Genomic DNA, 13011 nt, shown 5'->3' with positions numbered 1-13011 from the left:
ATTCTGAGGCACCAACTCGTCAAGCGTGACCATCTCGAGTTCAAACTGTTGGGGAGAGGGATCTTTTAGCATGTGCCCATAAAAGCAAAGCGCTGGCAAAAGCGCCAGCGCTTTGTCAGCAACCTGAAACGGGGGGCTTATGCCTCCCGTTTTTATTTTAAGCAGAGACTAATTCTGCTAGTCTTGCCGCTGTTTTTATACTGTTAATCAATGCACCTCCTAAGCCCATTGATAGCGAAATGTGATCCTTGGTATGGATCACCACTGCGCTCAAGGAATATCTGAATGCCGATTGTCACACTACCCGACGGTAGCCAAAGAACATTTGAAGCGCCCCTATCCATCATGCAACTTGCTGAGTCCATTGGCCCTGGTTTGGCTAAGGCGTGTGTTGCTGGAAAGATAGATGGCGTTTTAGTCGATGCTGCAGACGTCATCGAGCACGATGCCAGCGTGGCAATTATTACTGCGCGAGATCCTGAAGGGGTGGAGATTATTCGCCACTCCTGTGCGCATTTGATCGGGCATGCGGTGAAGCAGCTTTATCCCGATGCCAAGATGGCGATTGGGCCCGTGATCGATAACGGCTTTTATTATGACATCGATTTTGGCCGTTCCATCACACCAGAAGATCTCGAGGCAATCGAAAAACGCATGCAAGCGCTCATTGAGCGTGAGTATGATGTGGTTCGTGAATATGTTGATCGCGACAAGGCGATGCTGACCTTCTTGCACCGTGATGAAACCTACAAGCAGGAAATTATTCGCGAGATACCGGAAGGGGCTGATATCCGCCTTTACCACCATGAAGAGTACACGGACATGTGCCGTGGCCCTCATGTGCCTAATACACGCCATCTCAAGGCATTCAAGCTAACCAAGCTAGCCGGTGCGTACTGGCGAGCCGATGCTTCGAACGCTATGTTGACCCGTATTTACGGTACAGCATGGGGCGACAAGAAGCAGCTCAAGGCTTACCTCAAGCGGCTAGAAGAGGCTGAAAAGCGCGATCACCGTAAGCTTGCCCGTCGCCTTGATCTCTTTCATATGCAGGAAGAAGCGCCTGGAATGGTCTTTTGGCACCCCAATGGATGGGCGCTATGGCAACAGGTTGAGCAGTACATGCGAGGCGTTTATAAAGAGGGCGGCTATCAGGAGATTCGTTGCCCGCAGATAATGGATGTATCGCTTTGGAAGAAGTCAGGGCACTGGGATAACTACGCCGACGGGATGTTCTTTACTGAATCTGAAAAGCGTGAATATGCCCTTAAGCCTATGAATTGCCCTGGCCATGTTCAGGTATTTAATTCCGGTTTACGCAGCTACCGCGAGCTGCCTGTTCGTTTTGGTGAGTTTGGTGGATGCCATCGTAACGAGCCATCAGGCGCTTTACACGGTATTATGCGTGTGCGTGCCTTTACCCAGGATGATGGCCACGTTTTCTGTACGGAAGCGCAGGTTGAACCCGAAGTCACCAGCTTTCATCGCCAGGCCTTGAAGGTATACAACGACTTCGGTTTTGAAGACATTGCTATTAAAATTGCCTTACGACCTGAAAAGCGGATTGGTAGCGATGATGTATGGGATCGCGCTGAGGATGCTCTGCGAGGTGCGCTGAAAGCGTGCGACGTTGAGTGGCAGGAACTTCCTGGCGAAGGTGCGTTCTATGGACCCAAGATTGAATATCATATGAAAGACTGCCTGGGCCGCGAGTGGCAGGTGGGTACCATGCAGGTCGATTTCATGATGCCTGAGCGTCTTGGCGCCCAATATGTGACCGAAGAGGGTGAACGTAAGCCACCCGTTATGCTACATCGTGCTATTGTAGGTTCCATGGAGCGCTTCATCGGCATCCTGATTGAACATTATGCGGGCGCTATGCCATTATGGCTTGCCCCACAGCAGGCGGTAGTCATGACAATTACCGATTCACAGCGTGAATATGCAGTTGAATTGGAGAAACGCCTGCAAAAAAGTGGCTTGCGTGTTAAAGCAGACTTGAGGAACGAGAAGATCGGCTTTAAAATCCGTGAGCATACGTTACAGAAAGTTCCCTATCTCCTTGTGGTGGGAGATAAGGAAGTCGAAGCTGACTCAGTGGCCGTGCGAACTCGCAGCGGCGAAAACCTCGGTACAATGACGATCGATGAATTTATTGAGCGCCATACTGCCGAGAGAGCAGCCCTGGCGACATCGTCAATTGCCTAAGGAGACGGAACGATCAAGAGAAGCAGCCAGCGAGGGCGTCCAGCAGACAAACGCCCACCAATGAACGAGCGAATTGTCGAAGAAGAAGTACGTCTTATTGGTAGCGACGGTGAACAATTGGGTGTTGTACCTACTACCGAAGCGCTAGAGCGTGCTGAATCTGAAAGCTTGGACCTCGTACAAATTTCGAATGCCGATCCCATCGTCTGTAAGATTATGGATTACGGCAAGTTCGTTTTTGAGACCAAGAAGCAGAAAGCGGCTCAAAAGAAGAAGCAGAAGCAAATCCAGGTTAAGGAAGTTAAATTCCGTCCTGGCACCGATGAAGGCGATTATCAGGTCAAACTTAAGAACCTGACGCGCTTTCTGGAAGGTGGTGACAAGGGCAAAGTCACACTGCGCTTCCGTGGTCGTGAAATGGCGCACCAGGACATTGGTCGTAAACTAATGGAAAGGATCGCGGCAGACCTGGAAGAGATCGGAGCAGTAGAGTCTTTCCCGAAAATGGAAGGGCGCCAGATGATCATGATTATTGCCCCGAAAAAGAAGTGATCCAACGGCGATGTCAACGGGCCACTGCGAGAGTGGTGGTCGGCCCTGGGTTTTCTAAAAAATATCGAGCGGAGTTTTCCTCATGCCGAAAATCAAAAGCAACAGTGGCGCTGCCAAGCGCTTCAAGAAGACTGCTAATGGCTTTAAGCACAAACAGTCTTTCCGTAGCCACATCTTGACTAAGAAATCGACCAAGCGTAAGCGTCAACTGCGTGGAATGAAGCAAATCCATGCGTCTGATAAAGCGCTCATCCAGCGTATGCTGCCGAATCTATAAGTCGGGTTTTCGTTTTTCTGAGCGCACAAATTTTTTGCCTCAGCCTTAAAGTCAGGAGTGTGTTATGACTCGAGTTAAACGTGGCGTAGTAGCGCGTCGTCGCCATAAAAAAGTATTGAAACTTGCTAAAGGTTACTACGGTGCCCGTTCGCGTGTTTTCCGCGTTGCCAAGCAAGCTGTTATCAAAGCAGGTCAGTATGCGTACCGTGACCGCCGCAACCGTAAGCGCCAGTTCCGCGCGCTGTGGATCCAGCGTATCAACGCCGGTGCACGCGTCAATGGTATGTCTTACAGCCGCTTTGTGGGCGGCCTCAAGAAAGCCGGTATCGAAATCGACCGTAAAGTATTGGCCGATTTGGCAGTACACGAGAAGGCTGCATTTGCTGCCATCGTGGAAAAAGCCAAGGCTGCCCAATAAGGTAGTTTGTGCTGGGCTTTGGCCTGTGCAACGTGCCTGAGGTCATCTAAGAGTGACCCATACAGGGGAAGAGCAGCCGCTCTTCCCCTGTTTTTTTGTCACCTTCAACGTGCTACGCCATCTTTAGGGATGGACACCGCTTAATTCGGAGTGAAACGGATGGATCACCTTCCTACTCTGGTATCTGAGGCTCGCGACGCCATTCAGGCTGCGCAGAGCGTCGCTGCACTAGACGAGTTACGAGTACGCTACTTAGGTAAGAAAGGTGAGGTCACCGCCTTGCTGAAAGGCCTGGGAAAACTGTCAGCAGAAGAGCGCCCCACAGCGGGAGAGCGTATTAATCAGGCCAAGCAAACCCTAGCCGATGAAATTGATGTCAAACGCCAGCAGCTTGAAAGTGCTGCGCTGAATGCCCGTTTGGCCGCTGAGAGTATCGATGTCACGTTGCCGGGGCGTGGCCAGGCCGAAGGCGGTCTTCATCCTGTGACGCGTACGCTTGAACGCATAGAGGGGCTATTTACGCGTATCGGTTACGATGTGGCAGTAGGGCCTGAAATTGAAGACGATTATCACAATTTTGAAGCGCTCAATATTCCTGCCCACCACCCCGCCCGTGGTATGGCAGATACCTTCTATTTTGATGCCACGCGCCTACTGCGGACGCACACTTCTCCGGTGCAAGTGCGCACCATGAAAAGCAGTGAGCCGCCTATCCGTATTGTTTGCCCAGGGCGCGTGTATCGCAGCGACTCAGACCTGACCCACACACCCATGTTTCATCAAGTGGAAGGGCTGCTGGTCGATGAGGGTGTCAGCTTTGCTGACCTTAAAGGCACCATCGAAGACTTTTTGCAGGCATTTTTCGAGCGCGACGATCTGTCGGTGCGTTTCCGTCCTTCCTACTTTCCATTCACTGAACCTTCCGCGGAAGTGGATATTCAGTGCGTGATGTGTAGTGGGGCAGGCTGTCGTGTCTGTTCCCATAGCGGTTGGCTGGAAGTGATGGGCTGCGGCATGGTGCACCCTGAAGTGTTCAGGCATTCAGGTATCGATACTGAGCGCTATACGGGGTTTGCCTTCGGAATGGGGGCAGAGCGTTTGGCAATGCTGCGCTACGGCGTAAATGATTTACGCCTGTTCTTTGAAAACGATCTGCGTTTTTTACGTCAATTCGCTTAAGACCGCCGCCGAATACAGGATCAACAATGAAATTTTCAGAACAGTGGTTGCGCGAGTGGGTATCGCCGCAGCTTGAAACGCAGGCAATGGCCGATCAAATCACTATGGCGGGCTTGGAAGTCGATGCCGTTGAAGCTGTAGCCGCCGAATTTAGCGGTGTCGTAGTGGCTGAGGTGCTGAGTAAAGAGAAGCATCCAGACGCAGATAAGCTCAATGTTTGCACCGTTAATGACGGTACTGGTGAGCCTGTTCAGGTCGTTTGCGGTGCGCCCAATGTCGATATCGGTCAGAAAGTGCCTTTTGCCCAGGTGGGTGGTGACCTGCCGGGCGATTTTAAAATCAAAAAGGCCAAGCTGCGTGGTGTCGAATCGCGCGGCATGATTTGTTCTGCATCCGAGCTGGGGCTTGAAGAAGAGACCTCGCCCGGCATTCTGGTGCTATCGTCAGCGGCGCCAGTGGGTATTGATTTCAGAGAGTTCATGCATCTTAACGACATGACGATCGAAGTCGATCTGACGCCCAACCGCGGTGACTGTCTTAGCATTAAGGGGTTGTCCCGTGAAGTGGGTGTGCTTAACCGAGTGCCTGTTAATGGGCCAATGATAGAACCGGTGGCTGCTGAGATTGAGGATAGCTTCACGGTTAGCATTGAAGCACCTGAGCAATGTCCTCGCTATATTGGTCGTGTTATCAAGGGCGTGAATGTTAAGGCTGAAACACCGCTCTGGATGGTAGAGCGGTTGCGTCGCAGTGGCGTACGTTCTATTGATCCAGTGGTGGATGTTACCAACTATGTCATGCTGGAACTTGGCCAACCGCTACATGCTTTTGATCGTGATAACCTGCAAGGCGGCATGGTTGTGCGCATGGCCAAGCCAGGCGAGAAGCTAACGCTGCTGGATGGTAACGATGTAGCGCTGCGCCCTGAAACACTGGTTATCGCCGATCACGCTGGGCCACTTGCCATGGCAGGGGTGATGGGGGGCGAAAACTCCGGCGTTAATGTAAATACCCAGACTATTTTTCTTGAATCAGCGTTCTTTACGCCGCTTGCCATTGCTGGGCAAGCGCGCTCTTACGGGTTGCATACCGATGCATCGCACCGTTTTGAACGCGGCGTCGATCCGCAGTTAACGCCCATTGCCGTCGAGCGGGCTACACAGCTTTTGATTGAGATTTGCGGCGGCCAAGCCGGGCCTGTTGTTGAGGCACAAAGTGCTGAGCATATGCCTGCTGAGCGTTCGATTCTGTTGCGTAGTGCGCGGTTAGAGACGGCGCTTTCCAAGGCGCTCGATAGCGATGATGTGACTGATATTTTGCAGCGCTTAGGGCTTGAGGTCAGCGTGCAGGATGCCGGTTGGGCGGTTATTGCGCCAAGCTGGCGTTTTGACCTAGCCATTGAAGAAGACCTCATTGAAGAGATCGCACGTATTCACGGCTACAATAATTTGCCGGTTCGCCGCCCGGCGGCACGTTTGGCGCTTCGTTCGGCGGACGAGGCAGCGCTTACCCAGGCACGACTACGGCGGCAGATGGTTGCCCGTGGCTTCCAGGAGGCGATCACCTACAGCTTTGTTGCGCCTGAGTTGCAAGCGGCGCTGTTGCCCGATGCCGTGACGCCTGTGCTTGCCAATCCTATCTCGGCTGATTTATCGGTAATGCGCGCAAGCTTATTTCCCGGCCTGATTCGCGCGATGGAGCATAACCTCAATCGGCAGCAAACCCGCGTGCGATTATTTGAAACCGGGCTAGTATTTAATGGCGAGTTGGATGCGTTATCGCAGGTACCGATGCTGGGTGCTTTAGTATGTGGCCCGCGTGAAGCAGAAGGATGGAGTGGCGCAAAAGACCGCGTCGACTTTTATGACCTTAAAGGTGATCTAGAAAGCGTGATCGCCTTGGGCGGCGAAGGCGATGCTTGGCGGTTCGAACCCGCAGAGCACCCCGCGCTTCATCCTGGGCAAAGTGCGCAGCTATTGCATAACGGTGAACCTGCCGGCTGGATTGGCACGCTGCACCCGCAAGTGCGAGCAACGCTGGGTTTGAAAATGGATGCTGTGTTGTTTGAAGTGCGCTTGGATATGTTAAGCCAAGGCAGTGTACCGGCCTTTGAACCGCTATCTCGCTTTCCCGAGGTGCGTCGTGATTTGGCGTTTATACTCAAGGAAGCCACCCCTGTTCAATCATTGCTGGATTGTGCCAGAGAGCAAGCGGGGGATTACCTGCAGGATATTAAGCTATTTGACGTTTATGTGGGTAAGGGAGTCGCTGAAGGCCATAAGAGTATTGCGTTGGGCTTGACCTGGCAGCATCCATCGCGCACGCTAAACGATGAAGAAATCAATCAGTTGGTTGATTCAATTGTGACACAAGTGCGTGTCAAGCTGGATGCGGAGCTGCGCGGCTAGTCAGTATCTAAATAAGTACTTAGGCCCCGCCACGATGCTTATCACGCTCTTGGCAATGCGTTTGCTACTGTACATTTGATGCAGTGCGTTTGCTGCTGTATTTGCTTCAAGGATAAGGAGAAGCCTTATGGGTGCATTGACCAAAGCAGAGCTTGCTGAGCATTTACATGCTGAGCTAGCGCTGTCTAAGCGGGAAGCAAAAGCCATGGTCGAAGCTTTTTTTGAAGAGATTCGAGCCTGTCTTCGCGAGAACGAACAGGTAAAGCTTTCGGGCTTTGGTAACTTTGATCTGCGTGATAAGCGCGAACGTCCAGGACGTAATCCTAAAACCGGTGAAGAAATCCCCATCTCAGCTCGCAGAGTGGTGACTTTTCGCCCTGGGCAGAAGCTCAAGCAGCAGGTTGAGCACTATGTAGGTGATGAGTAGATCCTGGCTTATTAATCTCGGTCTGCTTCATGGTAGCTCTCTACCCTCATTTATCTACAAGGAGTGCCTTCGGGCGCTCCTTTTCTCATGATAATGCGGGCGAATGGTCGGTAGGGCGGTTATGGGTGAGCTTCCACAAGCCGCTACATACCGCCTCCTTCTATCAGCCAGGTAATAACTACCTTTAAGACGTAACCCAGCATGCCGGCCCCTAGTACAACGAACAGCATAATGGTGCCAAATTTCCCAGCATTCGATTTTTTGGCTAAATCCCAGATAATAAAACACATAAATATAATTAAGCCGCCAATCATTAGCGGTGTGATCCAAGTCTCGAAGGTTTGCTGCATAATCTCTCCCGATTGCTGTGTCTGCATCGTCTGTTGGCGTAATGTGTTTCAATTTGCCGAGCCATGTTAATATTTGAGCAAATTAATCGGGTATTTGTCGACTTGACGGTTGGCACTGTGACACTTTGACAGGGGGAGTGACGATGCCAAAACTAAATATCTTAGTGGGCACAATGTATGGTGGCGCCCTAGATGTGGCGGAGCAGGTGAAACCCTTATTTGAACAAGCCGGTTACGCCGTTGCTATCCTTGAACAGCCTTCTGTAGATGATATTACTAGTGACGCCGCTGATCTTACGTTGTTCAGTGTATCGACCACGGGTAGCGGTGATTTCCCCGGTGGCTTTGTGCCCTTCGTACGTAATCTGCGCGATCAAAGCCCTTCTCTCACGTCGCTCCGCTACGGAATCATTGCATTGGGAGATAGCTCTTACGGCGATACCTTTTGTGGTGCCGGCAGGACACTCGATTCTCTGCTGGAAGAGCATGGCGCGACCCGTTTAGGTGAGCGTTTAGAAATTGATGCCATGGAGACGTTTATGGCCGATGATGCGGCCATACCATGGGTGGAAGAGTGGATCGTTGCTCAGCAGCTGGAGGTGGCTTAATCAATGCAACAAGCTGCTTCGTCGCCTGAGCGCGTTAGCGTTGCTTTAGGTTTATGTGTCGTTATGCTGGCAGCGCTGCCTCGCTATATAGCGGGTGGGTATGAAGCCCGCCAGACGCTCATTGTTATCGCCTTGGCGCTGGTTGCGTTTGTGGCTGCTGTGCAGTGGCGCTTGCTGACAGTGGACGCGCGGCAAAGGTTGCCCAAGTTGTTTAAACGGCTATTGGGAATGCTGTTGCTTGGTACGGTGTTAATGGGTCTCTGGCACGTACTGTTCACTGACTGGATCAGTTGGCAGGTTTTTATTTCTCATGGCGCAACCCTCGGTGTGCTCCTCCATGCGCTAAGCCTAGGGTGGACAGGTAAATGCCAGGGGTAATCACTTAGTTTGTAGCGTGCGTATACCTAGCTAGCGACCAAGCGACTCATCTGGCGCTAAGGTGCTCAGCAAACTGTCCTTGTGGTTGCGGTTTGGCGACAAGATATCCTTGGATAAAATCGATGGCGTAGTTACCGAGTAAATGCCATTGCTGCTCTGTCTCAACACCTTCTGCCACCACTTTCAGGCCTAGTTCACGGGCAAGGCTTGAAATGGCTGCCACAATGGCCCGGCTATTATTTTCTTCATGGTCTAATGCCTCGATAAAGCTACGGTCTATTTTAAGGCTATGGGCAGGTATGCTGTGTAAGTAGCTGAGCGATGAGTAACCGGTTCCAAAGTCGTCCAAGGCAATTCCGCAGCCTAGCTCGCGTAGTTGTTGTAGTAGGGCGGTGCCATCTGCTTGTCGGTTTAGTAAGATACTTTCGGTCAACTCAAATGTGATCAGCGATGCCGGGATATCGTTATCATGTAATTTCTGCTTGATGGTAGCCACAAAATCAGGCTGCCAGAACTGCGCTGCGGATAAATTGATAGCGATAGGCACCAGCTTCTTGCCAGCGTCGCGCCACCGGGCCATATCTTCAAGTACCAGGTCAATGACCCTTTTACCCAGCGGTAAGATCAAGCCTGAGCTTTCAGCCAAGGTAATAAACTTACCAGGTAGGATGGGGCCATGTTCCGGATAATCCCAGCGCGCGAGCGCTTCAGCCGATACTAGTTGCTTGTTGTCACGTCTGACTAACGGCTGGTAAGCCATATATAGTCCTTCCCCCGTCTCAACAGCATTGCGCAAAGCTGTCTCCATGCTCAGCTGGTCACGGGCTTTTCGATCGATATCCGCTTGGTACAGACGGTAAGTGTTTCGTCCTTCGTGTTTAGCGCGATACATCGCGGCATCTGCGTGCTGGATTAGCACTTCAGGCGTATTTCCATCGTCAGGGTAGAGGCTGATGCCCATGCTACAGCCAATGCGAAAGCTATGTCCCTGCAACGAATAGGGGGCGCTGACGGCCTCTATCAGTCGTCGCGCAACATTTGTGGCTTCAGAGAAGCCGTTAATGTTAGGGAGTAAGGCAATAAACTCATCGCCCCCAGACGGGCTAGCGTATCGTCTTCACGTAGCTTGGCCGTCATTCGCGCGGCCACGTTAAGTAATAGCTCATCACCCAGCGCATGGCCCAGCGTATCGTTAACTTGCTTGAAATGGTCCAAGTCGATAAACATGATGGCCAGCTGTTGCGTCTCGCGGTGGGCGTGGCGAATGGCCAGCTTAATACGATCTTCCAGCAAGCGTCGGTTGGGCAGGCGGGTTAATACATCGTAATAGGCTAAATGACGAATCTTATCCTCATTCTCGCGCATATGGGTGATGTCGGAGAAGAGGCCGGCGTAATGTTGGTTAACGCCTTCATCATTGGTTATCGCTGTAATCGTCAACAGTTCAAGATACAGCTCGCCCGATTTGCGACGGTTCCAAACTTCTCCGCGCCAGTAGCCGCTGGTTTTGAGAGACTGCCACATTTGGTCATAAAAGGCTGAATCCTGACGACCTGAAGACAGCACGCTGGGCTTTTTGCCAGCAATATCCTCTAGCGTAAAGCCAGTTAAAGACGTAAAAGCAGGATTTACAAACTCGATGCGTGTATCGGCATCAGTAATAATAATACCTTCTAGCGAGGAGTTTATTACGCGCTCTGCTAGCTGCAGGTTCTGTCTTGAGCGCTCGAGTGCCATATCTCGCTGAGCCAGGGCGTCGCTTAAGTCAGATAGATATAGATACTCTGCGCCGACTAGAATATCGCTAAAGCTCAGCAGGCCGGAGATTATACCCTGGTTGTCACGAACGACGAGATGGCGGATATGGTGGTTAATGAGAAGGTCGCGTGCGTTGATCAGAGGGGTCGATTCATCGACACTTAATACTGGTTGACTTGCTATTTCCATCACAGGCATGTCTTCAAGCTGCCGGGCAATGAATGACACGATATCTCGCTCGGTAATGATGCCCATCTGATGGTTGTCTATAATGATGGCTGCATCCTGCTTCAGGATGCGCATTTGATGCGCTGCCTCAGTCACCTTGAGCGAGCCTTGAATGACCAGCGGGTCAGGCCGCATGACGGATTGCACTTCTCGAAGCCGAAGGTAGGGTTCCAGGCCCTGATTCATGACGATGTCGGTTTGCGACAGGATCCCAACTGGATGCCCTGCCTCATTGACAACCACCAGATGTCGCAGCTTATGAGTATTTAGAAATAGCGCGGCTTCGCTTAACAGCATTTGCTGTGGCGCGGTGTGTACCGGTGATGACATAAATTCTGTGATAGGTCGGGCAAGTGCCGTCAGTTCGCTAAAATTAATCGTTAGCGCGTCGTGTTCGGTCCAAAGGCCTACCGCCTGCTGGTTCTCCATAATGACAATCGAACTGCACTGGCGATCTGCCATGTGCTTAGCTGCCTCATACAGAGGCGTGTCTGTTGTGCAGTGCAGGATGCTGGTTTGCATCACGCGAGAAATGGGTAAATCTTGATGATTAGACATGGGTGTCGGTACGATAGGTGGCAAAAAGAAGTCTGAAGGAAAGGAGAATACCTTATCGAGCAAGCTTTGCTTTGATCCAGCGCCTGAAAGTAATAAATAAGTCACTTGTCGCCTTGTATTTAATGGCTACGCCCCCATCATGCGATCATGGCGCTTGCTACTATGCGTTGGGGTTCTTAAAATTGCCCCTTTGATCTTTTTAGATCCAATCAGCACAATTACATGCAATCAACACAACGCCCAGCCGTTAGAGGACAATTCATGCAAGTTTCTGTCGAGACGACCTCCCAGATCGAACGTCGCATTACCATTCAAGTGCCAGCTGCCGAGATTGACGGGGCCGTTAGTGCTCGCTTGAAAGACACCGCGAAGAACGTTCGCTTGAATGGTTTTCGCCAGGGCCGGGTGCCAATGTCAGTCGTTCAACAGCGCTACGGTCAAGATGTACGTAACGAGGTAGTCAGCGAGGTAATGCGTGAGCGTTATGTACGCGCTATTACTGATGAAGGTCTGAATCCGGCTGGTTTTCCGCAAATTGAACCGTCTGTCAATGAGTCAGGTAAAGACTTAGAATTTGTAGCGGTGATGGAAATTTATCCTCAGGTTGAGCTTGCCTCTATCGAAGGAACAGAGATTGAGCGTCCGGTAGTGACCGTTAGCGACGCTGATGTCGATGAAATGATCGAAACGCTGCGTAAGCAGAACGCGGCCTGGGAAGAGGTGGACGCTGCTGCCGCTGACGGTGACCAAGTCACTATCGATTTCCAAGGTTATATAGGTGATGAGCCGTTTGAAGGTGGCAGCGCCGAAGGCCACACGCTGGTCATTGGCTCTAACAGCTTCATTCCTGGTTTTGAAGAGCAGTTAATTGGAGCCAAAGCGGGCGAAGAGAAGACCCTTAACGTCACTTTCCCTGAGGATTACCAAGCCGAGCATTTAGCCGGTAAAGAAGCCACCTTCAAGGTAACCGTCCATAAAGTCAGCAGCCAGAAACTGCCAGAAGTAGATGCTGAGTTTATCGAGCGTTTTGGCGTTGAAGGTGGCGATCAGGAAAAATTTCGCGCTGAAATCAAGAAGAACATGACCCGGGAAGCGTCACAAGCTGTAGATAACCGGGTTAAGCAGCAAGTGCTTGATGCACTGAAACAGGTTAACGAAATTCCTGTGCCGAGTGCATTGGTTCAGCAGGAAACTGATGGCATGAAGCGTCAAGCGGCTCAGCAGTTTGGCTTAGGTGAAGATTTTGACGTCAGCCAACTGCCCAATGAGCTTTTTGAAGAACAAGCCAAAGGCCGCGTCCAAGTGGGCTTGTTGTTGGCGGAAGTCATCAAGGCAAACGAACTGGATGCTGACGATGATGCCATTAAGGCGAAAGTGGCCGAGCTGGCTGAGCAGTACCAAGACCCTGATGAAGTCGTTAGTTATTACATGGGCAACGAGCAGCTGAAAACCCAGGTAAAATCTGCCATCCTTGAAGAGAAGGCGGTTGCTAAACTGCTTGAGCAAACGAACATTAAAGACGTTGAAATGTCTTATCAGCAAGCCCTTGCCGCTGCTCAGCAGCAGGCAGAGCAAGACGAGGGTGCTGAAGAGGGCGAGCAAGCTAACGCCTAACACCCTGGAACGTGGCGCACCTATATGTCGGTGCGCCTTTCCCTTCCC

11 protein-coding genes and 2 pseudogenes are annotated in these 13011 nt (G+C 51.5%); 10 read left to right on the top strand and 3 right to left on the bottom strand.

Going from position 1 to position 13011, the window contains the following annotated elements:
- The first annotated feature begins 285 nt into the window (after nt 1-285).
- The 7 genes from thrS to ACUVOF_RS10755 all read left to right on the top strand — a co-directional run bounded on the left by thrS (nt 286) and on the right by ACUVOF_RS10755 (nt 7469).
- On the top strand, nt 286-2208 hold the full coding sequence (gene thrS / locus ACUVOF_RS10785; RefSeq protein WP_447044346.1) for a threonine--tRNA ligase: 1923 nt from the start codon (nt 286-288) through the stop codon (nt 2206-2208).
- 60 nt (nt 2209-2268) lie between these two features.
- The gene (infC, locus tag ACUVOF_RS10780; RefSeq protein WP_008957470.1) at nt 2269-2760 is read left to right on the top strand and encodes a translation initiation factor IF-3; all 492 of its coding nucleotides are present in this window, start codon (nt 2269-2271) and stop codon (nt 2758-2760) included.
- Between the two features lie 82 nt (nt 2761-2842).
- Complete coding sequence (gene rpmI, locus ACUVOF_RS10775) at nt 2843-3037, top strand: 50S ribosomal protein L35 (protein WP_009724291.1); 195 nt, start codon at nt 2843-2845, stop codon at nt 3035-3037.
- 64 nt (nt 3038-3101) lie between these two features.
- Nucleotides 3102-3455 (top strand): 50S ribosomal protein L20, encoded by a 354-nt coding sequence (rplT, locus tag ACUVOF_RS10770; RefSeq protein ID WP_007114344.1) that lies wholly within the window; start codon nt 3102-3104, stop codon nt 3453-3455.
- Nucleotides 3456-3614: 159 nt separating this feature from the next.
- Nucleotides 3615-4634, top strand: a complete 1020-nt coding sequence (gene pheS / locus ACUVOF_RS10765) for a phenylalanine--tRNA ligase subunit alpha (protein ID WP_447044345.1) — start codon at nt 3615-3617, stop codon at nt 4632-4634.
- 26 nt (nt 4635-4660) lie between these two features.
- The gene (gene pheT / locus ACUVOF_RS10760; RefSeq protein WP_447044344.1) at nt 4661-7042 is read left to right on the top strand and encodes a phenylalanine--tRNA ligase subunit beta; all 2382 of its coding nucleotides are present in this window, start codon (nt 4661-4663) and stop codon (nt 7040-7042) included.
- Between the two features lie 127 nt (nt 7043-7169).
- Nucleotides 7170-7469 carry an integration host factor subunit alpha gene (locus ACUVOF_RS10755; RefSeq protein WP_007114341.1) on the top strand — a complete coding sequence of 100 codons (300 nt, stop codon included), beginning with the start codon at nt 7170-7172 and terminating at the stop codon, nt 7467-7469.
- 143 nt (nt 7470-7612) lie between these two features.
- Here ACUVOF_RS10755 and ACUVOF_RS10750 read toward each other — a convergent pair whose 3' ends face one another.
- Entirely contained in the window at nt 7613-7819 is a 207-nt protein-coding gene (locus ACUVOF_RS10750; RefSeq protein ID WP_447044343.1) for a DUF2788 domain-containing protein, read from the bottom strand.
- A 143-nt stretch (nt 7820-7962) separates the two neighbouring features.
- Between ACUVOF_RS10750 and ACUVOF_RS10745 the strand changes: the two genes are divergently transcribed.
- Nucleotides 7963-8427: a flavodoxin gene (locus ACUVOF_RS10745; RefSeq protein ID WP_447044342.1), complete on the top strand. Its 465-nt coding sequence runs from the start codon at nt 7963-7965 to the stop codon at nt 8425-8427.
- A gap of 3 nt (nt 8428-8430) precedes the next feature.
- Nucleotides 8431-8805 (top strand): hypothetical protein, encoded by a 375-nt coding sequence (locus ACUVOF_RS10740; RefSeq protein ID WP_447044341.1) that lies wholly within the window; start codon nt 8431-8433, stop codon nt 8803-8805.
- A gap of 46 nt (nt 8806-8851) precedes the next feature.
- On the opposite strand, the pseudogene ACUVOF_RS10735 reads toward ACUVOF_RS10740, so the two are convergent.
- A pseudogene (locus tag ACUVOF_RS10735) lies at nt 8852-11239 on the bottom strand (putative bifunctional diguanylate cyclase/phosphodiesterase).
- Nucleotides 11233-11313 (bottom strand): annotated as a pseudogene (locus ACUVOF_RS10730) (hypothetical protein); the annotation flags it as partial. The pseudogenes ACUVOF_RS10735 and ACUVOF_RS10730, both read right to left, overlap by 7 nt.
- A gap of 297 nt (nt 11314-11610) precedes the next feature.
- On the opposite strand from ACUVOF_RS10730, the gene tig reads away from it, so the two are divergent.
- Nucleotides 11611-12963, top strand: coding sequence for a trigger factor (gene tig / locus ACUVOF_RS10725; protein WP_447044340.1), 1353 nt, complete (start codon nt 11611-11613; stop codon nt 12961-12963).
- Nucleotides 12964-13011 lie beyond the last annotated feature (48 nt).

This window comes from Vreelandella sp. H-I2, from assembly GCF_052959335.1.
Note: the sequence above shows the minus strand (reverse complement) of the source record. Positions and strands in the feature narration are given on the sequence as shown.